This window comes from Nocardioides sp. NPDC023903 (genome assembly GCF_040639295.1).
Lineage (GTDB): Bacteria > Actinomycetota > Actinomycetes > Propionibacteriales > Nocardioidaceae > Nocardioides.
Genome location: NZ_JBEZZS010000003.1, coordinates 180,085 through 199,427, shown reverse-complemented (window position 1 = coordinate 199,427; position 19,343 = coordinate 180,085). Strand labels below are relative to the sequence as shown.

The window sequence follows — 19,343 nt, the reverse complement described above, 5'->3', positions numbered from 1 at the left end:
AGAGCATACTCCCAGAATGTGTCCGTTCTCTCGGCGGCTCCGCTGATGACTCTGGCCGCACTAGGCGTCATGATGTGTGGTTATGAGCAAAAAGCTGTCGGTCGATCTGGCCTACGACGCCCCGATCGCAGCCGTCTCCGGGATGCTCGCCGACGCGGCGTTCCGCGAGCAGGTCTGCGACGCCCAGCACGCGCTGTCCAGGAGCGTGGCGATCACCGGTTCGACGGTGAGCATCCGCTACGAGCAGAAGGTGAGCGGCGTGCCCGGGTTCGCGAAGAAGTTCGTCGGCGACACCATCGAGGTGCACCAGGACGAAATCTGGTCGGCCGACTTCACCTCCGGCGACCTCAAGGTCACCCTTCCGGGCAAGCCGGGCTCGCTCTCCGGCGTCGCACGCGTGGCCGAGAACGGCACGAAGACCATCGAGACGGTCACCCTGACCGCTACGGTGAATGTGCCCCTGGTCAGCGGAAAGCTGGAGGATCTCATCCTCTCGATCTTCAAGAAGGCGCTCGAGAAGGAGCATGAGGTAGGCACCCGCTGGCTCGCCGCCTGAGCCTCCTCATCCCCCATCCCAACCCGCAGAAGAGCCCAAAGGATTCGGCAATGACGACGACCCTTCAGCACGAGCTCGTCTACGACGCCCGCATGGGCGAGGTGTCCGCGATGCTGGCTGATCCGGGCTTCCGCGAGCGGGTCGCCGACGCCCAGGGAGCGCTCCGTCGCCGGGTGACCATCGGCGGTGCGCCGCGGGAGGTCCGGATCGACCGGGTGCAGTCGACAGTCGGCGTACCCTCCTTCGCGAAGCGCATCGTCTCCGGCGACCTCACCGTTCATCAGAACGAGGTCTGGTCCTCCGACACCGTCGCCGTCGTCGACATCACCGTCCCCGGCGGCCTGGCCACCCTGCGCGGCAACATCTCGCTGACCGAGTCCGACGGACGCACCACCGAGAGCGTGCGACTGAACATCAAGGTGCCCGTGCCGCTGGTCGGGGCCAAGCTCGAGGAGTACGTCGAGGAGCTGATGCTCAAGGCCTTCGACCTCGAGCAGGCGGTCGGCGCGGCGTACCTTTCTCGCTGATCTCACCGATCTGGTGCAACCAGACCAGGAAACCAACCGTCCCCATATGCGGCGGGCACTAGATTGCCGGCCACTCGGCGCCTCGGATCGGGAGGATCCAAGGCCGTTATAAGGGGATCTCGATGGTCAAACCTCGCACTCGCGTCCGGCAGCTGGTCTCAGCCGGCATCGGGCTGGTCGCAGCTGCACTCGTCGTCACCACGACGGTGACGGCGAACTACGGTGCCGCGAGCGGCACCACCGGCAAGGGAACGTTGAAGCTCGTCGCCGCCGCCGACACCGTCGAGGTGGCGTCCTACGACGGGGTGGCGTACGTGGAGCCGTCGGTCTGGCTGGCCGCCTATGACGCGGCCTTCGAGTTCCGCGCCAGCCACACGGCCTACGACAAGCCGGTCAAGCTGACCAAGACCATCATCCGGGGCAAGAAGCGCACGACCACGACCGCACCCGCCTCGATCGTCGACGGGATGAAGGGCTTCAAGGACGGCCTTCGGGTCACCCTCAAGAACAAGGCCGGCAAGGTGATCCTCGACGAGAGCCGACCGCTGTGCCCCGGCGGCTACGACCGGCAGCGGGTGCAGACCGACGGCGCCACCGGACCGGTCTACCCGGAGTTCTGCGGCGGCAACTGGTTCACCAAGGGCGTCCTGTACGGGATCGAGCGGGGCATGGCGGTCCCGACCGTCTCCGACCTCGAGTTCGAGACCAAGGGCGAGACCGCACTCACCATGACGATGAGCGTCAGCAAGCCCGTCGCCGACTTCCTCGGTCTGCCGAAGGCCAGCCGCAGTGCCAAGCAGAACCTGGTCATCGTCGACGGGTGCCCCGAGGGCGGCTGTGAGGGCGACGGCGAGGGCGAGATGAGCACGCACTCGGCCCATGGAGTCGATGAGGACCAGGGCGCACGCACCGTGGTGCCGCGAGAGTCGATGGACGGCGCCGAGGACGGCCGCGGACGACTCCCGCTAGGCGGCGGCGCAGGAGGTACGTCGCACGGCAAGCCGAAGAAGAGCAGCCTGCCCGACCTCGTCTCCGTGCCCGCCTGGCAGATCTCGACCGCGGTCGACGAGGGCGGCACCGATCGCCTCAACTTCGCCGCCAACGAGTGGAACGCCGGACCGGCTCCGATGATCGTCGAGGGCTTCCGTCGCGGCACTTCTCCGGTGATGGACGCCTATCAGATGTTCTACCGCGACGGTAAGCAGGTCGGGATGAAGCGCACCGGCACCATGGAGTTCCACGAGGCGCCGGAGCACAACCACTGGCACTTCCTCGACTTCGCGAAGTACGAGCTGGTCGACGCCAAGGACAAGGTCGTCTCGACCAGCGGCAAGCAGTCCTGGTGCCTGGTGCCCACCGACCCGGTGGACCTGACCGTGCCCGGAGCGACGCTGCGGCCGGGGCAGACCGGCCTGGAGTCGGCGTGCGGCTCCAAGTCCGCGCTCTGGCTGCGGGAGAGCCTGCCGTCCGGCTGGGGCGACACCTACGACCAGTCGCAGACCCAGGCCTTCGACCTCTCCAAGGTCAAGAACGGCACCTACCGGATCAAGGTCACCGTCAACCCGGACGGCAATCTCTACGAGACCACCCGGTCCAACAACGTCAGCCACCGCACCGTGATCATCGGCGGCAAGGCCGGCGCCCGCACCGTCACCGTCCCGCCCTACCAGGGCGTCGACACCGAGACCTGGTGGAACGAGAGGTGAGCCCGGCCTGAGCCGGGGCCGGCGTCGATCACCCGATGAGCTGCGGGATCTCCTGGGTCGCGAACCAGCCCAGGTCCTCGTCGGGGTCGGCGTCGGCAGGCCGGTCGGCCAGGTCGGCGTGGACGGCAGCGACGAGCTTGAGCGGCACCACCTGGTCACCCAGCGCGGCCGGAGCGTCGACGACGACCACGACCCTGCGTCCCGGGCCTGCCAGGAGCGCCGCCGAGTCGTCGGCGGCGCTCATCAGGGCGGCGTACTCGGCCTCTTCGCTGTCGTCGGGGGCCGCGTAGCCGTCGGCGGTGCCGGGCAGCTCCCCCTTGGCGTACCAGTCAGCGAGGAGCTCGAGCGTGGCGGGTACGTAGATGCGGGTCACGGTGGGATTCTGCCTCACTCGCCCGAGTTCTTGACCACGCGCAGACCCCGGGGCGCGCGGAAGCGGCGTCCGGAGGCGGTGTCGAGCAGCTCGTCGAGGGCCTCGCTGATGCACTGTCCGACCAGCGACGCGTCGGGCACCAGGTCGCGGTCGGCGGTGATCGCGAAGAAGACCTGGCCGTCGTAGGAGGTCACCCCGATCGCGAGGGTGTGCCCCTCGGCCAGCGGATGGATCGGATAGGAGGCCACCAGCCGGGAGCCGGCCGCATAGCGCGGCTCCTGCGGACCGGGCACGTTGCACACCGAGAGCAGGTAGTCGTGCTCGCTCTCGGCGGCCACCCGGGAGCCGACCACGTGGAAGGTCGCCGGGGCGAAGCCGCTGATCCCGGCCAGCCGCTGCGCGCTGACCGTGCGAGCGTGGGCGTTGTGCTGCTCGAACGAGTAGGACACCTGGTGCAGACGGACCACCGGCGACGGCTCCGCGACCGGGAGCACCACGAAGTGGGGCGCCACCGCGGAGCCGAGCTGGGTCGGGTCGAGCTCCTCGTCGATCACCGAGACCGGCACCAGCGCCGGCACCTGGCGTACGCCGGCCAGGGACTGCTGCCGGGTCATCAGCCAGTCGCGCAGGCCGCCGGTGACGGCGGCGAGGATGACGTCGTTGACGGTGCCGCCGTGGGTGTCCCGGATGCGGCGGAAGTCGGCGAGATCGGCCTGCAGAGTGACGACGAGCCGCTGCTGGGAGAGGGGCCCGTTGAGCGGCGTCGGCCGCTCCGGAGCCCGGCGGGTGAGCGCCCGGGCGATGCCGGTGCCCGCGTTCTGGACATCCTTGGCGACACCGGTGACCCGCCCCAGGGCGAAGCCGCCGAGGCTGCGCGCCGTGTCGGTCAGGCCGCTGACCGAGGTGACCGCCTCGAAGACCGCGCCCGCTACCAGGCGCGCGCTCGACTGCGGCTCCGGCGGCTCCCACAGGTCGGGCACGACCGGCCCGACCTCGGGCTTGTCGTCGAGCAGCAGCTGGACCAGGTCGACGGTCTCGGCGCCGTCCACCAGCGCCTGGTGCGTCTTGGTGATCAGCGCGACCCGGTCACCAGCCAGCCCCTCGATGACGTACAGCTCCCACAGCGGCCGGGAGCGGTCAAGGGGCCGGGAGACGATCCGTCCGGCGAGATCGAGGAGCTGATCCATCGAGCCCGGACGGGGCAGCGCGGAGCGGCGTACGTGGTAGGTGAGGTCGAACCGGTCGTCGTCCGCCCAGACAGGGTAGGCGATGCGACCGGGAACGACACGGACCCGTTGGCGGTAGCGGGGCACGAAGGAGAGCCGGTCCTCGACGTGCTCGAGGAAGGCGCCGTAGTCGAAGCCCTCAGCCTTCGGCTCGATCAGTTCGATGCTCGCCACCTGGTGCGGAACGGACAGCGTCTCCCCGTCCAGAAAGGCCACGTCCCGTGCCTTCAGCCGATCACTCATGCCCTCTCAGCCCCCTCTTTGGTTCATGTGCGATTGTGGCAGGCGCCAGCTTGAACTTAGTCCACGAAACGGGGAAGCAATGCGCCTCACGGCCCGGATCATCGCGGTCGTGGCAGCAATCTGCGGGATCGCGTGCATCGCGACAGCCTGCGGAAACGACGTCGCCACCGAGCCCAGCAACGACAGCGACCCGGTGGTCGTCGAGATCAACTTCTCCGGTGACTCGGTCGACCCCCACGGAACCCAGATCGACGTCCCCGTCGGCCACGGAGTCGAGCTCGACGTGACCGCCGACGCCGCCGGCGAGATCCACGTGCACTCCGACCCGGAGCAGTCCGCCGCCTACGGCGTGGGCACCACGCGGATCAGCCTGGGCGCGTTCGAGATCCCCGGTCAGTACGAGGTGGAGTCACACACCCTCGGCAAGACCATCGTCACCCTCGAGGTCAAGTGATCCTCACCCACGGCGTGGGCGGTCGTCAGGACCTCCCACTGCCGCTCGAGTACGTCATCGCGGGCGCGGTCCTCGCCCTCCTTGTCTCCTTCGGGCTGCTGGTGCTGACCACCAAGCGCGCCGCCGAGGGCCAGGTGGTGGGCGTACGGAACCCACGCGGCTGGCCGGTGCCCCGTCTCGGGCGTGTCGTCGACTCCGCCGCCTGGACCGCACTGTGGCGCGTCGTCGGGCTGCTGATCTTCGCCTACTTCGTGCTGGTCGCCTTCGCCGGCTCCGACAACGCCAACAACCCCATCTTCGGGATGACGTACGTCTGGCTGTGGGTCGGCCTCGTCCCGTTCTCGCTCCTCTTCGGACGGGTCTGGAGGGCGATCAGCCCGGCCCGCACGATCGTGGCCGGGCTGACCTGGCTTCGCGGTGCCGGCGATCCGCCGCTGCGACTGCCCGAGCGTCTCGGCTACTGGCCGGCGGCGTTCACGCTGCTCGCCTTCGCCTGGCTCGAGCTGGTCTACCCGGAGAACAACTACCTCGGCCCCGTACGCCTCTGGCTGGCCGTCTACCTGGCCGTGATGATCCTCGGCGGCGTGCTCTTCGGCGAGGAGTTCCTGGAACGCTGCGACCCGTTCGAGGTCTACTCGTCGCTGACCGCGCGGCTGTCGGTGTGGGGACGTACGCAGGCCGGCAACCTGGTCCTGCGGACCCCGCTCGGCAACCTGGACACCCTGCGCCCGACTCCGGGCCTGGTCGCGGTCGTCTCGGTGCTCTTCGGCACCATCGTCTACGACTCCTACCGGGAGTCGCCACCATGGCTGCAGTTCGTGCAGAACCCGGAGATGTCGGGTGCCACCGCCTACCTGATCAGCAACGTCGCGCTGATCGCGTTCCCGCTGCTCGTGGCCGGGTTCTACTGCGCCGGGACGATGCTGACCGGCGTCGGTGACGTGCCTCGTCGGGCGCTTCCCGCCGAGCTGGCGCCCTCGCTCGTGCCGATCATCGTCGGCTACGTCGTGGCCCACTACCTCAGCTACTTCTGGGAGAGTGGGCTGGCAACGCTGCGCAACGCCTCGGATCCGCTCGGAAACGGAAGCGACTGGTTCGGAACCGCGGACCTGCCGGTCTCCTACTTCTTCGCCTTCCACGCCACGCTGCTGGCCGTCATCAAGGTGGCCGCGGTGATCACCGGACACGTGCTGGGAGTCTGGTCGGCCCACATCCGGGCGCTCCAGGTGCTTCCGCCGCAGCACCTCGTGACCGGGCAGATCCCGCTTCTGCTCACGATGGTCGGCTTCACTGTTGGTGGGTTGTATCTGCTGTTCGCCGCATAGCGCGTCTCTGCTTCACGGTTCACCCACCACGCATCCACAAAGCAGCGCAACAGTACCTAATGCGGACTAACAGGTTGGCGCGATGGTTTACGGCCGCTTGCAGAGTCTGGGAGACTGATCCTTATGTCTGGTACCCCCCGCTTCCTGACTCTTGCCGACGTCGCCGAGGTGCTCAACACCTCGAGCGCACAGGTCTATGCCCTTGTCCGCCGTGGTGAGCTCCCCGCCATCAAGATCGGCGGGCGCGGCCAGTGGCGCGTTGAGTCCAGCGTCCTCGAGAAGTTCATCGATGACATGTACTCGCAGACCAAGGCCTTTGTGGCCGACCACCCGTTCGTCGAGGCCGAGCCTGCTGCGCCCGCCGCCACGCCGGACGCTTCTTGAGTCAAAGCACCCTCAACCCCCACAACTAAAACCTTCCCCACAACAACGCGAAGAGCTGCCAGGCATGCTGCCGAGCAGCTCTTCGCGTCTTTTCACGCCTTGCGGTCCTCGCCGGTGACCACCGCGCAGGCCTCCGGAGTGTGCGCGGGGGCGGCGCCGGTCGCTTTCCGGAGCAGGTGCCGCAGCGTGCTGCGCTCCTCGGGCTCCAGACCAGCGAGCACACCTGCCTCGGCTGCGGCGACCTGGCGACACAGCGCGGCGACGGCCTCCGCGCCGGCCTCGGTCGCGACCACCTGGCGCTGGCGACGGTCGGCGGGGTTGGGGCGGCGCTCGACCAGTCCGGCCTCGACCAGGTCGTCGACGAGGTAGGTCATCACCGTGCGGTCGATGCCCAGGTGGGTGGCCAGTGCGAGCTGGCTGGGCTGGTCACCCCGGACGACCGAGCACATCGTCTCGTAGCCGCGCTGCCCGTGCGGGAACTCACCGATCGCGGCGTTGACGTGCTCCCGGTAGCCGCGCAGCAGGGTGCCGAGGCTCCAGCCGAGGTCGGTATCGGTCTGCTCGCATGCGTTCGTGGTCACGGGAACATCCTATCAATTCCTGCGGTTGAACCAATCGTCTGTTTAACATACGATCTTCTTCGCCGCGTATTGGAGGATGTGAATGACGATCGAACTGGGCGTCGGTCTCGATGTCGCCCTCGCCCCGGACCGGCTGGTCGCGCTGGCCCGGCGGGCCGAGGAGGGCGGCCTGGACCTGGTCGTGGTCGAACCCGGCGCCGACGACCCATGGACCGTTGCCACCTGGCTGCTCGGGAGCACCAAGGCGATCCAGGTCGGGGTCGGCATCCAGGCGGCGGACGTGGCGGACCCCTCTGCAACTGACGGGTGGTTCCCACAGGTTGCGGAGAAGGCGCGACAGAGCCTCGACCAGATCGCTGGCACCCGCTTGCCCACCGACGCTTCGACCTGGATCGTCGCTCCCGCGAGGACGACCGCCGAGTCGCTGACCTTGCTGACCTCGACCGATGAGCTGAATGGCGGCGGCCGTGCGGTGGTCGTCCCAGCCACGACCGAGGCCGAGGTCGACCGGGTCGCCGGCCTGCTCGCCGAGCTCGGCGGCCCGGCTTCGGGCCGGCCCCGTCGGCCCGCGGCGGTGCGCGCACTGCGCCGGCCGGGGATCGCCTACGACGAGGTCCCGGAGACCCTGGCGGCCGGCGCGGTCGAGCCGGGCGACCCGGGCTATCGCGGCGTACGCTCGACCTACCTGCGCGGCGGCAGCCCGGGGCTGGTGCTGCGGCCGCGTACGCCGGCGGAGGTCTCCGACGCGCTCGGCTTCGCCCGCCGGCACACGCATCTGCCCCTCGGGATCCGCAGTGGCGGACACGGGGTGAGTGGGCGCTCGACGAATGACGGCGGGATCGTCATCGACCTGAGCGCCATGAGCCGGATCGAGGTGATCGATCCGGCTCGGCGCCGGGTCCGCATCGGTCCCGGCGCCACCTGGAAGCAGGTGGCCGCTGCCCTGGACGCGTACGGCTGGGCGATCGGCTCCGGCGACTACGGCGGGGTCGGCGTCGGTGGTCTGGCGACCGCCGGCGGCATCGGATTCCTCTCGCGCGAGCACGGGCTGACCATCGACCATCTGGTCGCGGTCGAGATGGTGCTCGCCGACGGGTCGATGGTCCGCGCGAGCGCGACCGAGAACGCCGACCTGTTCTGGGGCGTACGCGGTGCCGGGGCCAACTTCGGCGTGGTCACCGCCTTCGAGCTCGAGGCCCACGAGGTCGCCGAGGTCGGTTCGGCCCAGCTGATGCTGCTCGTTCCCGACCTCGAGGCGGCGCTGCTCCGCTTCGGCGAGCTCGCTACCTCCGCGCCTCGCGACACAACGGTGTTCCTGGTGACGGGCCCGCCGCGGCCGGAAGGGTCGGTCCTCCAGCTCTACGGGCTGGTCGACTCCCCCGACCCCGAGACCATCGTCGAACGGCTCAACCCGTTCGCCGGCCTCGGCAGGCTCGTTCAGCAGCAGGTGGTGCTGGCCCGCTACACCGACGTCATGAACCAGGCGCCGGACGTCGGCAGCGACGGGCACCACGGCCACGGTGAACCGCACTCGCACTCGGGCCTGATCGGCGCCCTCACTCCGGAGTTCGCGCGCGACGCGGCCGCCATGCTGCGTACGGGCGGTGTGCAGTTCTTCCAGCTGCGCACCATGGGCGGGGCGATCGCCGAGGTGGACCCCGGCTCGACCGCGTTCCCGCATCGCGATGCGGCCTTCCAGGTGACCGCGCTCGGCGGGAACCCGCGTGCGCTCGACGCTGCCTGGGACGGCGTGCGCAACCATCTCGACGGGCTCTATCTCAGCTTCGAGACCGACACGGATCCGGACCGGCTGGCCGACGCCTTCGGCTCTTCGGCTCTGGAGCGGCTGCGTGAGATCAAGCGACGCCACGACCCCCAGAACCTGTTCCGCGACAACTTCAACATCGCACCACACATCAACTCGAACAACTCGGACAACGACCCGGCGGAGGACGCATGAGCGACTACGGACACGACCTACTCTTCGGCACCTTCGTCACCCCCAGCTCGCGGACGCCGCAACGCGTCGTTGACCTCGCCGTCACCGCCGACCGAGCTGGCCTGGACCTGGTCACCTTCCAGGACCACCCCTACCAACCGGCGCTCCTCGACGCCTGGACCCTGATCTCGTACGCCGCTGCGCGCACCGAGCGCATCCACCTGGCGGGCAACGTCCTGTCCCTGCCGCTGCGTCCGCCCGCGACGCTCGCCCGTGCGGTCGCATCCCTCGACCGGCTGAGCGGTGGCCGTATCGAGCTCGGACTCGGCGCCGGAGCGTTCTGGGATGGGATCGCCGCGATGGGTGGTCGCCGGCTCGGCGCCGGTGCGGGGGTCGACGCGCTACGCGAGGCGATCGGCATCATCCGGGAGGTGTGGGACACCGACAGCCCCGGCGGCGTCCACTTCCGCGGGGACCACTACGTCGCCGACGGGGTCAAGCGCGGCCCGGCCCCCGCCCACGACATCCCGATCTGGGTGGGCTCCTACAAGCCCAGGATGCTGGCCCTGACCGGTGCGTACGCCGATGGGTGGCTGCCCACGCTGGAGTACCTCGAGGGTGGCCCGGACGCGGTTCCCGGCCTCAACGGCCGCATCGACGAGGCGGCCGTTTCCGCGGGCCGCTCGCCCGACGACGTACGCCGCCTTCTCAACATCATGAACGTCTCACTCCAGCCGGCCAGCCGCGGTCTGCTCGACGGACCGGCGGACCAATGGGTCGAGGATCTCGCCGGACTCACCTTGGAGCACGGCTTCTCCGCCTACCTGATCGGAGGCGACGACCCCGCCCTCACCGAGCGCCTCGGCGCCGAGATCGCCCCGGCGGTGCGGGAGCTGGTCGCGGCGGAGCGTGGCGTCTAGGCGAGGTTCTCGGTCTGCGCGTCGAGCTTGATCTTGAGCTCGTGGCGGGCGCCGTTGCGCATCACCGTGAACTCGACCGTCTCCCCCGGCTGGTGAGCACGGATGGCGACGATCATGCCGATCCCGTCGGTGACGGTGACGTCTCCGACCTTGGTGACCCGGTCGCCGTCCTTGAGCCCACCGGCGGCGGCCGGCGATCCGGCCTCGACCACCGAGATCAGCGCTCCGTTGTGGTCGACGGCCTGCACGTCGACGGAGGCTCCGACGATCGGGTAGGTCGCCTTGCCGGTCTTCAGGATCTGGGCGGCGGTCACCTTGACCTGGTCGATCGGGATCGCGAAGCCGACGCCGATGCTGCCGCCCTCGCCGCCCTCTCCTCCACCTGCGGTGGCGATGGCCGAGTTGACCCCGATGACCTGGCCGACGAGGTTGACCAGCGGACCACCGGAGTTGCCGGGGTTGATCGCCGCGTCGGTCTGGACGGCGTTGATGTAGGAGGTGTCGTCCTCGGTCTGCCCGGTGCTCACCGGGCGCTGGAGCGCACTGACGATGCCCGAGGTCACCGTGGAGCTGAGGCCCAGCGGCGACCCGATGGCGACGACGCCCTCACCGATCCGCAGCCGTGACGTGCTGCCGAGCGAGGCCGGCTCGAGCTCCTTGACCTCCGGCACGTCGAGGACAGCGAGGTCGTAGACGGCACTGCGCCCGATCACATCGGCCTTGTAGCGGCGGCCCTTGTGGTCGACCACCTCGATGCTGCCCTTGGCCTTGGCCGCGTCGGCGACCACGTGGTTGTTGGTCACCACGTGGCCGTTGCGGTCGAAGACGAAACCGGAGCCGGTCGCGGCATCCTCCACGCCCTGGTACTCAGCGAAGATCTGGACCGTCGAGGGCAGCAGCGTCGCGGCCACCTTCACGATGCTGGCGTCGTCGCCCTCCAAGGGCGCGTCGGTCTCGATCGAGCCCGGGTCGAGGCCCCCGCCGGCCAGGCTGGACATGTCGTCCTGGTCCTCGAGTACGCCACCCGCATAGCCTCCGAGCACACCGAGCAGGAACGCGACGGCTGCCGCGAGCGCCCAGATCGGGCCGGGAATGCGGCGGCGCTGTGAGGAGTCGGGCCGGGCCGGTGACGAGGGTGGTGGCGCAGGCGGGCCATCGAACCCCGGCAGGGAGCCGCCCGGCGGAGGCGGCACCATGGGCGGCAGCGGAGCGGTGTCGGCGGCCGGAACCGGCGCGACAGCGGGTCTCGGCATGCCCGGCAACGGCACCTCGGCCGTATCCCGCTCGTCGTCGACAAGGTCGTCAGGGGACGACTGCCCGGCCGAAGGCACGTCGGACGGTGGCGCCCAACGGGAGATCGGCCGCGACTGGTCGTCTTGTGGTTCCTGCGTCACGACACCCATTCTTCCCACTCGCCCCAACTATCGGCAGCCCGGGTCTCGTGTCGTGTCGCCGGGCGCTTCGATCAGCGGCGTACGTGGGCGACGACGGGAGCGCCCGGGGCGCCCGGGACCTGGGTGACCGCGGTGACCGGGAGGTTCCTGGGGACCGGCGCGTCGGCGGGCGCGGCAGCGAAGGTGAACATGCCGAAGACGGCGGCACCGACGGCGCCGCCACCGGCGGCGACCATCACCAACGTACGCCGCATCGACCGGGGGTCGGAGTAGGCCTCATCGAGGTCGTCGGCAGGCCACATCGAGGCGGCGGCCAGGGCGCCGCCGCGGAGCGAGCCCTTCAGGTCGGCCGGTGCGGTGACTCCGGGGTCGACGCTGAGGCCGGCCAGGCGTCGCTTGAGCCAGCCCTCACGCTCCACGGCGCGGCGGCAGGCGCAGCACTCGTGTACGTGCGCCCAGGCGCGCTCCTCGTCTGCTGCGGGGAGCTGTCCGTCGAGAAGGGCGCTGATGCGCGCGCCGAGGTGGTTGCCCAGAAGACTCATGAAGCCCCGCCCCACAACACCTTGGGCCCGGAGTGACGCAGTCGTCCGCCGCGCGGGGCGCGGTGGGCGAGATTGTCACGGAGCATCGCCCGGCCGCGGTGGATACGCGAGCGGACGGTGCCGAGCTTGGCACCGAGGATCTCGGAGATCTCCTCGTAGGAGAGCCCCTCCACGTCACAGAGCACGACCGCAGCCCGGAAGTCGGGCGGCAGCGTAGCCAGCGCGCGCTCGATGTCGTCATCGAAGCGCTGGTCGGTGTAGGCCACGTCCGGCGTCGGGCCGCTGCTCGTCAAGCGCGAGGCGCGCTCGTCGGAGAGGGCATCGAAGCGGATCCGCTGCTTACGACGGGCCTGGTCGAGGAAGAGGTTGGTGGTGATCCGGTGCAGCCAGCCCTCGAAGGTGCCGGGGCTGTAGGTGTCGAGAGAGCGGAATACGCGCACGAAGACCTCTTGGGTGAGGTCCTCCGCGTCGTGGCGGTTGCCGGTGAGACGGTAAGCGAGCCGGTAGACCCGGTCGGAGTGCTTCTCCACGATCTCGTCCCACGTCGGAACACCCGGCTCTACGGTCGGGGCCTGCGTGGGTTCGGCGGTCATGGTGCTCCTGTCGTCTGTCTCGCTGATCGCTGACATCTCCTACGGTAGATCCCCTGGTACCGGAAGGGCTGAGAGTTGCCTGTGAGGCTCCTATTTTTCCTCTTCCTGTGCTCTTCCAACGCACAAGTTGGATCAGGCGTTCCCGCACCGTTACGCGAAACAGGTTAGGTTTTGCGGTGTGACCAGCCCTGTCTCGACCGCAAGTTGGACCTACGCCGACGAGTTCGTCGGTGAGGACGACCTCCTCGCAGCCGCCCGATCCCGGGCCGAGGAGGTCGGTGTCGCCCCGATCGGGCCTGGTGGCGGAGCGGCGCTGCGCTTCCTCGCCTCGGTCCTCGACGCCAAGAACGTCGTCGAGGTCGGCACCGGCACCGGTGTCTCCGGGCTGTGGCTGCTGCGCGGCATGCGCCCCGAGGGGGTCCTGACCACCGTCGACATCGAGACCGAGCACCAGCGGCTGGCCCGCCAGAGCTTCACCGAGGCCGGTTTCGGCCAGCGGCAGGCGCGGTGCATCGCCGGCGCCGCCCTCGACGTACTCCCCCGGCTCACCGACAACCACTACGACCTGGTGTTCGTCGACGGCGACAAGACCGAATACTCGGCCTACCTCAAGGAAGCGCTGCGTCTGCTCCGTCCCGGCGGCGTCGTCGCCTTCGACAACGCGCTGTGGCACGACCGCGTGGCCGACCCGTCCGTACGCGACGAGGAGACCGCCACCATCCGCGAGCTCAACCAGCAGGTCGCCGACAACGACGGCCTGATCCCGCTGCTGCTCCCGGTGGGCGACGGCCTCCTGCTAGCCCGAAAGTCCTAGCCGAAGCGTCACTCCCGTCGGCCGAGGCGGCACTCGAGTGCCATCTCGACCGACGTACGTGACCTCTCGGCCGACGCGGGTGACGTCTCGTCAGGAACCGACGCCGGAGAGCGGGTCGGCGCTCGCCAGCCAGCTGAGGAGGACCCGGGCACCAAAACCGGTGGGGCCGGGAGTGAGTTCGTGGACGTCGGCGTAGGCGTCGCCGCAGGCGACGTCGATGTGGGCCCACGGGATGCCACCGGTGAAGTGGTGCACGAAGAGCGCGGCGGTGATGGCTCCGGGCCCACCGGGGGCGTTGTCGGCGTCGGCGACCTTCGAGGAGAGCTTGTCCTCGTAGTCGGCGACCAACGGCATCCGCCACAGCGTCTCGCCGGAGACATCGGATGCCTCGGCCAGCAGCGTGGCCAGCGCGTCGTCGTCGGCGAAGTAGCCGGCCATCGTCTGACCGAGCGCCACTCGCATCGCGCCGGTCAGAGTGGCGATGTCGACCAGGGCGGCCGGTTTGAGCTTGTCCACCGCGTACGCCATCGCGTCGGCCAGCACTAGGCGGCCCTCCGCGTCGGTGTTGGTGACCTCGGAGGTGCGACCGCCGTAGTGGGTGATCACGTCGCCGGGGCGCAGCGCCGAGCCGGAGATGGCGTTCTCCGCTGAGGCGATGAGGCCGACCACCTTGACCGGGCAGCCGATCTCGGCCAGCGCCGACATCACCGCGAGCACCACCGCGCCGCCGGTCATGTCGCGCTTCATGTTGACCATGCCGTCGCCGGGCTTGATGTTGAGCCCGCCGGTGTCGAAGGTGATGCCCTTGCCGACCAGCACCACCGTCGGAGTCTTCCGTCCCGCCTTGCGGGGCGTGTAGTCGAGCCGGATCAGCCTGGGCGGGGTCGCCGACCCCTGGCCGACCGCGACGATGCCCCCGAAGCCCTCCGCCGCGAGCTGGTCCTCGTCCCAGACGGTGACCTTCAGGCCGGTCTCGGCCCCCAGGGTGTTGGCCTGCTCTGCGAGCCAGGCCGGGTTCTTCAAGTTGCTCGGGACCGAGGAGAAGAACCGCGCGCGCCAGCTGGCGCGCGCGATCGCTTGGGCCCGGTCCAACGCTGCCGCCTGGTCATCGCCGAGGTCGGCCAGAGTGATCGTCTCCACCGGTTTCCACGGCGCACCCTCGGAGCGCCAGTGGAAAAGGAAGGACCCCAGCGTCGCGCCGGCCACGAACGGCTCCAGCCCGACCTCCGGATCGGCCGCCGGAATGGTCGTGACCACATCGGACCGATCCCGCACGGCGCGAGCCAGCGCGGCCCCCGCCCGCCGGAAGTCGTCGCGACGTTGCGCACCGACACCGATCAGGAGGATCTGTCGCAGGGTGCCGGAGCCGGTGACGGCGTACGTCGTCACCTCACCGGCACTGCCGGTGGCACCTTCGAACTCGAGGTGACCCAGGAGGTCGTGGTGGTCGCCGAGGTCGGCGGCACCAGGACCGATGACCAACGCATCCTCGCCCGGGATGACCGGCAGCGCGATGATCTCGGCATCGAGACTCTCCGGACCGAGCGGGTTGAGCGTGAAGATGGGCGGCGTGACCTGTGACGGCAGCGTTGTGGTCATCTACGCGTTCAGCCCAAGACCTTTGATCTCTTCGCCGAGCGCGGCGGCCTCTTCGGCGTTCAGTTCGACGACCAACCGGCCACCACCCTCGAGCGGGACGCGCATCACGATGCCCCGACCTTCCTTGGTGACCTCCAGCGGACCGTCTCCCGTCCGCGGCTTCATCGCCGCCATGCGGCACCTTCTTCCGTGTCTCGCGTGTCGGCGCTCACCTGCCGGATGGCCTCGGAGCGCGCATTGCACGTCCATTATCCCTCATCAGGTCAGCAGACCTTACGGCAAGGTGGGAGTTTCGGCGGGTTGACCTGCTTCGAACCTGTCAGATGACCGAAGTTCCGTAGGCCCAGGTCAGCCAGATCGCGAGGATCACCAGCGTGATGTGCACCACGATGGCCGCTCCGGAGGACTCGTGGAACGCTCCGTCCCGGTCCAGGCGGTCGCCTCCGGCGGGCCGGTCGTAGGCGTCGTCGTAGCGCTCGTCGTAGCCGCGGTCGTAGGCCTCGTCGTAGTCGTAGCCCTGCGCGTACGCCTGGTCATAGCCCTGGTCGTAGCCCTGCTCGTGTCCCGCGTAGGCCGGCTCGTCGTAGCCCTGCTCCCGCTGACGTCGGCGCGGCTGCGCGTCGGGCGCGGGCGGGGCAGGAGCAGGGGCCGGGGCAGGGGGCTCGGTCCGGTCGCGGCGCCGGTCCCGCGGACCGTAGGACTCGAAGGAGTAGGGATCGTACGTCTCGGGCTGCTGCCCCGCGGGGCGGCCGGACTGTCGGCTCGGCGCGGGCGGCGGCGCGGGTGCGGGTGCCGGCTGGGGTGCCGGTTGGGGCGCGGGCCGGGGCGCCGGGCGCGGTGCGCGCGGCGGGCTCGGCTGCTGTTGGCCCGGGTAGTCCGAGTAGCTGCTGTCGCGCCGGTATCGGCGGTCGGCGAACTCGTCGTGGTTCTCGTTGCGGCGGTCGTCATAGCGATCGTCGTAGCCACGTGAGCGGCGCTGCGGCGGCTCCTGACGGCGACCCCACGGGTCCTGGCCGCCCTGACCCGGCTGAGGCTGCTCAGGCGCCGGGCGCTGAGGGGCCGGACGCTGGGGCGCTGGGCGCTGGGGAGCCGGACGCTCGCGCATCGGCTGCTCCGGGGCTCGCCGCTCCTGCGCGGGTCGCGCGGGCGCCGGGCGGTCCTGCCGCGGCCGAGCAGGAGGCTCCGGGGCGGGCGGCTGAGGCACCGGCTGGTGACGTACAGGCTGCTGAGGCGCCGGCGGCTGGGGTGCGGCTGCCCGCCGGGGCGGCCGCTGCGGCGAGGGCTGAGGCTGGGGCTGAGGCTGCGGTGCGGGCGGGGGCGGGGCCTGGCGTCCTGCCACCCGGCGACCGATCTGCCCGTCCCGCATCGGCGCCGGCGCGGGGGCAGGCGCGGGAGCCGGGGCAGGCGGCGGAGCAGGCGACGGGTCGCGCTCGACCGGGGGCATCACGGCGGTCTCGTCGACACCTGCCGCTGCTCGCCGGGGCTCGGGCCGGCGTTCGGCCGGGCGCCCCTGCTGCGTGACGGGCTGAGGAACAGGCTGCTGAACCGGTCGGCGCGGGTCGGCGTAGCCCGCCCGGTCGTCGGGCTCGGCGTAGTCGTCGTAACCGGCCTCGGCATAGCCGGGCTCGTCGTAGCCGTAGCCGTCCTCGGCGTACTCCTCGTCGTAGCCGTCGTCATAGCCGTAGTCGTCGTGGCCGGCGGCCGCGGCGCGCTGCTCCTTGATCCGACGGGCGAGCAGGTAGAGGCCCGCGATCGCGGCGAGCCAGATCCCGAAGAGTCCGATCACACCCGGGACGTCTCCGCCGAGGAAGAACGACGACGGCGAGGCGAGGAAGAGGACCCAGATCAGCAGGCCGGCGGCGCCGGCGTACAGGTGGATCTTGGGCGGCAGCCCCGCCTCCTGCGGCTGCAGGAGATGTGGCTTCAGATAGGTGAGCGCGACGATCACCGCGACCAGGGCGGTCACGGCGTAGACGAGTACGGCAGCGAAGCTCACGGCAGCGATTCTGTCCTAGACGTCGGGCGAGCCCGAATCGGGCTCGGGCGTATGTGGTGTGAGTCCCCCGACTCCGACCTCGGCACCGGCATCCCCGGCCGCGGTCGACTCACGCCATTCTGCCTCCTCGGCAAGGCGGGCGATCAGAGCGTCCACCTCGTCCATCCGGTAGCCGCGGAAGGCCACCGAGAAACGTACGTGACGCAGGTCTGAGGCCTCCAGGACGCGGTCACGGGGCACCAGAGCGTCCGGCTGGTCGCCGTACTCCTCCCCCATCGGCGCGCCCGTCCCGGCGGCTACGAGGGCGACTCCTCCGAGAGCCAGCACGATGAGTGCCGCGAAGATCCAACCCATCGGTCAGTCACGCGCCTTCAGCATCAGCTCGACCGCCTCGTCCACGTCGTCGGTGAGGGTGATCATGTCCAGGTCGCTCTGCTTGATCCGGCCGTCGGCCAGCATCGTCTCGCGCATCCAGTCGAGCAGCCCCTGCCAGTGCTCGACACCCATCAGCACGACCGGGAACTGGGTGATCTTCTTAGTCTGGGAGAGCGTCATCGCCTCGAAGAGCTCGTCCATGGTGCCGAGACCGCCGGGCATGACGACGTAGCCCTGGGAGTACTTGACGAACATCATCTTCCGCACGAAGAAGTAGCGGAAGTTGAGCCCGAAGCTGACGTAGTCGTTGAGCCTGGCCTCGAAGGGCAGCTCGATGCCGAGGCCGATCGACTCGCCACCGGCCTCGAGGGCGCCCTTGTTGGCCGCCTCCATCGTGCCCGGACCGCCGCCGGTGATCACCACGAAGCCCGCTTCCGCGAGACCTCGGCCGACGGCCTCGGCCTGCGCATAGGTCGGGTGGTCCTTCGGCGTGCGCGCCGACCCGAAGACCGAGACCGCCGGGCCGACCTCGGAGAGGTCGTTGAACCCCTCGACGAACTCGGCCTGGATCTTCATGACCCGCCAGGGGTCGGTGTGAACCCAGTCGCCGTGGCCGGAGCTGTCCAGCAGTCGCTGGTCGGTGGTGCTGCCGGCGGGGCGCCCCTTGGTGGGGCGTGGGCCGGAGCCGCTGCGTCGGGTCATGCGGTCAACCAATCACGAAGGGCCTGCTCGCAGGTGGTGATCTCGGAGATCCGCACGTGCTCGTCGGCCTTGTGGGCGAACATCGGGTCACCTGGACCATAGTTGACCGCTGGTATGCCGAGAACCGTGAACCGCGCCACATCGGTCCAGCCGAACTTGGGCCCGACCTCGCCGCCGACCGCCTCGATGAAGTCCTTCGCCGCGGGACGGTCCAGGCCGGGCAGCGCGCCCGGGGCCGAGTCGGTCAGAGTGACGTCGTAGCCCTCGAAGAACTCGGTCACGAACGCCAGCGCCTCCTCCTCGCTCCGGTCGGGCGCGAAGCGGAAGTTGACCGTCACCACGCACTCGTCGGGGATCACGTTGCCCGCCACTCCCCCGGCGACGAAGACCGCGTTGAGGCCCTCGTGAAACTCCAGCCCGTCGATGACCGGCTTGCGCGGGACGTACGACTCCAGGCGGCGCAGCACCTCGCCGGCCTTGTGGATGGCGTTGACGCCGCGCCAGGAGCGGGCGCTGTGGGAGCGCTCGCCGGTGGTGCGCACCTCGACCCGCAGCGTGCCCTGGCAGCCGGCCTCGACGCCGGCGTTCGAGGGCTCCATCAGGATCGCGAAGTCTCCGGCGAGCAGGTCTGGCTCGCTGGCCGCGAGCTTGCCGAGGCCGTTGTGGACGGCCTCGATCTCCTCCGCGTCGTAGAAGACGTACGTCACGTCGCGGTTGGGCGTCCGTAGGGTGGCGGCGAGCTTGAGGATGACCGCGTCGCCGGACTTCATGTCGCAGGCGCCGAGGCCGTGCAGGATGCCGGTGGCCTCGTCGAGGCGGCTCGGGAAGTTGCCGTTGACCGGCACCGTGTCGAGGTGGCCGGCGATGACCACGCGCTCGGGGAGGCCGAGGTCGGTGCGCGCCACGATCGAGTTGCCGCGCCGTTCGACGACGAGGTGGTCGTACGCAGCCAGCGCTCGCTCCACGGCGTCGGCCAGCTCCAGCTCGTTGAGGCTCACGGAGTTGATGTCCATCAGCTGCCGGGTCAGCGTCACCACGTCGGTCGTCAGGTCGATCTCGGGAGTGTCAGGACTGGTTGTCACAGGCGCTAGTCA

General features: G+C 69.9%; 21 protein-coding genes. 9 read left to right on the top strand and 12 right to left on the bottom strand.

Annotation, left to right across the window (positions count from 1 at the left end; all coding sequences use genetic code 11):
* The first annotated feature begins 82 nt into the window (after window positions 1-82).
* The 3 genes from AB0F44_RS05945 to AB0F44_RS05935 all read left to right on the top strand — a co-directional run bounded on the left by AB0F44_RS05945 (window position 83) and on the right by AB0F44_RS05935 (window position 2,789).
* Window positions 83-556: a DUF2505 domain-containing protein gene (locus tag AB0F44_RS05945; protein ID WP_357353588.1), complete on the top strand. Its 474-nt coding sequence runs from the start codon at window positions 83-85 to the stop codon at window positions 554-556.
* Between the two features lie 50 nt (window positions 557-606).
* Entirely contained in the window at window positions 607-1,083 is a 477-nt protein-coding gene (locus AB0F44_RS05940) for a DUF2505 domain-containing protein (protein ID WP_141803484.1), read from the top strand.
* Between the two features lie 122 nt (window positions 1,084-1,205).
* Window positions 1,206-2,789, top strand: a complete 1,584-nt coding sequence (locus AB0F44_RS05935) for a lysyl oxidase family protein (RefSeq protein ID WP_357353586.1) — start codon at window positions 1,206-1,208, stop codon at window positions 2,787-2,789.
* Between the two features lie 28 nt (window positions 2,790-2,817).
* Here the strand turns inward: AB0F44_RS05935 and AB0F44_RS05930 are convergent, their stop codons facing one another.
* Together AB0F44_RS05930 and AB0F44_RS05925 are read right to left on the bottom strand one after the other, a co-directional pair.
* Complete coding sequence (locus AB0F44_RS05930) at window positions 2,818-3,162, bottom strand: hypothetical protein (RefSeq protein ID WP_355018621.1); 345 nt, start codon at window positions 3,160-3,162, stop codon at window positions 2,818-2,820.
* Window positions 3,163-3,176: 14 nt separating this feature from the next.
* A complete protein-coding gene (locus AB0F44_RS05925; RefSeq protein WP_357353584.1) occupies window positions 3,177-4,631 on the bottom strand; it encodes a wax ester/triacylglycerol synthase family O-acyltransferase in 1,455 nt (484 codons plus the stop codon).
* A gap of 79 nt (window positions 4,632-4,710) precedes the next feature.
* On the opposite strand from AB0F44_RS05925, the gene AB0F44_RS05920 reads away from it, so the two are divergent.
* The 3 genes from AB0F44_RS05920 (at window position 4,711) to AB0F44_RS05910 (ending at window position 6,794) form a co-directional block, all read left to right on the top strand.
* Complete coding sequence (locus AB0F44_RS05920) at window positions 4,711-5,085, top strand: hypothetical protein (protein WP_357353582.1); 375 nt, start codon at window positions 4,711-4,713, stop codon at window positions 5,083-5,085.
* Complete coding sequence (locus AB0F44_RS05915) at window positions 5,082-6,410, top strand: hypothetical protein (RefSeq protein WP_357353580.1); 1,329 nt, start codon at window positions 5,082-5,084, stop codon at window positions 6,408-6,410. Before AB0F44_RS05920 ends, AB0F44_RS05915 begins: the two co-directional genes overlap by 4 nt.
* A 123-nt stretch (window positions 6,411-6,533) precedes the next feature.
* Complete coding sequence (locus tag AB0F44_RS05910) at window positions 6,534-6,794, top strand: helix-turn-helix domain-containing protein (protein ID WP_355018617.1); 261 nt, start codon at window positions 6,534-6,536, stop codon at window positions 6,792-6,794.
* Window positions 6,795-6,886: 92 nt separating this feature from the next.
* Here AB0F44_RS05910 and AB0F44_RS05905 read toward each other — a convergent pair whose 3' ends face one another.
* Window positions 6,887-7,375, bottom strand: a complete 489-nt coding sequence (locus AB0F44_RS05905) for a MarR family winged helix-turn-helix transcriptional regulator (protein WP_357353578.1) — start codon at window positions 7,373-7,375, stop codon at window positions 6,887-6,889.
* Window positions 7,376-7,457: 82 nt separating this feature from the next.
* Here AB0F44_RS05905 and AB0F44_RS05900 point away from each other — a divergent pair, with 82 nt between their 5' ends.
* On the top strand, window positions 7,458-9,335 hold the full coding sequence (locus tag AB0F44_RS05900; protein ID WP_357353576.1) for an FAD-binding protein: 1,878 nt from the start codon (window positions 7,458-7,460) through the stop codon (window positions 9,333-9,335).
* The gene (locus AB0F44_RS05895) at window positions 9,332-10,234 is read left to right on the top strand and encodes an LLM class flavin-dependent oxidoreductase (protein WP_357353574.1); all 903 of its coding nucleotides are present in this window, start codon (window positions 9,332-9,334) and stop codon (window positions 10,232-10,234) included. Before AB0F44_RS05900 ends, AB0F44_RS05895 begins: the two co-directional genes overlap by 4 nt.
* Here the strand turns inward: AB0F44_RS05895 and AB0F44_RS05890 are convergent.
* The 3 genes from AB0F44_RS05890 to sigE form a co-directional block, all read right to left on the bottom strand.
* Window positions 10,231-11,628 (bottom strand): trypsin-like peptidase domain-containing protein, encoded by a 1,398-nt coding sequence (locus tag AB0F44_RS05890; RefSeq protein ID WP_357353572.1) that lies wholly within the window; start codon window positions 11,626-11,628, stop codon window positions 10,231-10,233. The two genes, AB0F44_RS05895 and AB0F44_RS05890, sit on opposite strands and share 4 nt — an antisense overlap.
* Before the next feature lie 71 nt (window positions 11,629-11,699).
* Entirely contained in the window at window positions 11,700-12,170 is a 471-nt protein-coding gene (locus AB0F44_RS05885; protein WP_357353570.1) for a hypothetical protein, read from the bottom strand.
* Window positions 12,167-12,799 (bottom strand): RNA polymerase sigma factor SigE, encoded by a 633-nt coding sequence (gene sigE / locus AB0F44_RS05880; protein ID WP_350664228.1) that lies wholly within the window; start codon window positions 12,797-12,799, stop codon window positions 12,167-12,169. Before sigE ends, AB0F44_RS05885 begins: the two co-directional genes overlap by 4 nt.
* Window positions 12,800-12,941: 142 nt before the next feature.
* Here sigE and AB0F44_RS05875 point away from each other — a divergent pair, with 142 nt between their 5' ends.
* Window positions 12,942-13,577 carry an O-methyltransferase gene (locus tag AB0F44_RS05875; protein WP_350664230.1) on the top strand — a complete coding sequence of 212 codons (636 nt, stop codon included), beginning with the start codon at window positions 12,942-12,944 and terminating at the stop codon, window positions 13,575-13,577.
* 90 nt (window positions 13,578-13,667) lie between these two features.
* Here AB0F44_RS05875 and AB0F44_RS05870 read toward each other — a convergent pair whose 3' ends face one another.
* The 6 genes from AB0F44_RS05870 to dapE all read right to left on the bottom strand — a co-directional run bounded on the left by AB0F44_RS05870 (window position 13,668) and on the right by dapE (window position 19,331).
* Window positions 13,668-15,176 (bottom strand): leucyl aminopeptidase, encoded by a 1,509-nt coding sequence (locus tag AB0F44_RS05870; RefSeq protein WP_357353567.1) that lies wholly within the window; start codon window positions 15,174-15,176, stop codon window positions 13,668-13,670.
* Window positions 15,177-15,350, bottom strand: coding sequence for a DUF3117 domain-containing protein (locus tag AB0F44_RS05865; RefSeq protein ID WP_008358749.1), 174 nt, complete (start codon window positions 15,348-15,350; stop codon window positions 15,177-15,179).
* Window positions 15,351-15,495: 145 nt separating this feature from the next.
* Complete coding sequence (locus tag AB0F44_RS05860) at window positions 15,496-17,172, bottom strand: hypothetical protein (RefSeq protein ID WP_357353565.1); 1,677 nt, start codon at window positions 17,170-17,172, stop codon at window positions 15,496-15,498.
* 15 nt (window positions 17,173-17,187) lie between these two features.
* Window positions 17,188-17,526 (bottom strand): DivIVA domain-containing protein, encoded by a 339-nt coding sequence (locus tag AB0F44_RS05855; RefSeq protein WP_357353563.1) that lies wholly within the window; start codon window positions 17,524-17,526, stop codon window positions 17,188-17,190.
* Window positions 17,527-17,529: 3 nt separating this feature from the next.
* Window positions 17,530-18,249 (bottom strand): TIGR00730 family Rossman fold protein, encoded by a 720-nt coding sequence (locus AB0F44_RS05850; protein ID WP_350664238.1) that lies wholly within the window; start codon window positions 18,247-18,249, stop codon window positions 17,530-17,532.
* Window positions 18,246-19,331 (bottom strand): succinyl-diaminopimelate desuccinylase, encoded by a 1,086-nt coding sequence (gene dapE / locus AB0F44_RS05845; protein ID WP_357353561.1) that lies wholly within the window; start codon window positions 19,329-19,331, stop codon window positions 18,246-18,248. The genes AB0F44_RS05850 and dapE overlap by 4 nt, the downstream gene beginning before the upstream one ends.
* Between the last annotated feature and the right edge of the window lie 12 nt (window positions 19,332-19,343).

Excerpts from the sequence above, each read along its gene's own strand:
- AB0F44_RS05945 (WP_357353588.1), top strand. The coding sequence starts at position 83 with ATGAGCAAAAAGCTGTCGGTCGATCTGGCCTACGACGCCCCGATCGCA.
- AB0F44_RS05940 (WP_141803484.1), top strand. The coding sequence starts at position 607 with ATGACGACGACCCTTCAGCACGAGCTCGTCTACGACGCCCGCATGGGC.
- AB0F44_RS05935 (WP_357353586.1), top strand. The coding sequence starts at position 1,206 with ATGGTCAAACCTCGCACTCGCGTCCGGCAGCTGGTCTCAGCCGGCATC.
- AB0F44_RS05925 (WP_357353584.1), bottom strand. The coding sequence starts at position 4,631 with ATGAGTGATCGGCTGAAGGCACGGGACGTGGCCTTTCTGGACGGGGAG.
- AB0F44_RS05920 (WP_357353582.1), top strand. The coding sequence starts at position 4,711 with ATGCGCCTCACGGCCCGGATCATCGCGGTCGTGGCAGCAATCTGCGGG.
- AB0F44_RS05910 (WP_355018617.1), top strand. The coding sequence starts at position 6,534 with ATGTCTGGTACCCCCCGCTTCCTGACTCTTGCCGACGTCGCCGAGGTG.
- AB0F44_RS05900 (WP_357353576.1), top strand. The coding sequence starts at position 7,458 with ATGACGATCGAACTGGGCGTCGGTCTCGATGTCGCCCTCGCCCCGGAC.
- AB0F44_RS05895 (WP_357353574.1), top strand. The coding sequence starts at position 9,332 with ATGAGCGACTACGGACACGACCTACTCTTCGGCACCTTCGTCACCCCC.
- AB0F44_RS05885 (WP_357353570.1), bottom strand. The coding sequence starts at position 12,170 with ATGAGTCTTCTGGGCAACCACCTCGGCGCGCGCATCAGCGCCCTTCTC.
- sigE (WP_350664228.1), bottom strand. The coding sequence starts at position 12,799 with ATGTCAGCGATCAGCGAGACAGACGACAGGAGCACCATGACCGCCGAA.
- AB0F44_RS05870 (WP_357353567.1), bottom strand. The coding sequence starts at position 15,176 with ATGACCACAACGCTGCCGTCACAGGTCACGCCGCCCATCTTCACGCTC.
- AB0F44_RS05865 (WP_008358749.1), bottom strand. The coding sequence starts at position 15,350 with ATGGCGGCGATGAAGCCGCGGACGGGAGACGGTCCGCTGGAGGTCACC.
- AB0F44_RS05855 (WP_357353563.1), bottom strand. The coding sequence starts at position 17,526 with ATGGGTTGGATCTTCGCGGCACTCATCGTGCTGGCTCTCGGAGGAGTC.
- AB0F44_RS05850 (WP_350664238.1), bottom strand. The coding sequence starts at position 18,249 with ATGACCCGACGCAGCGGCTCCGGCCCACGCCCCACCAAGGGGCGCCCC.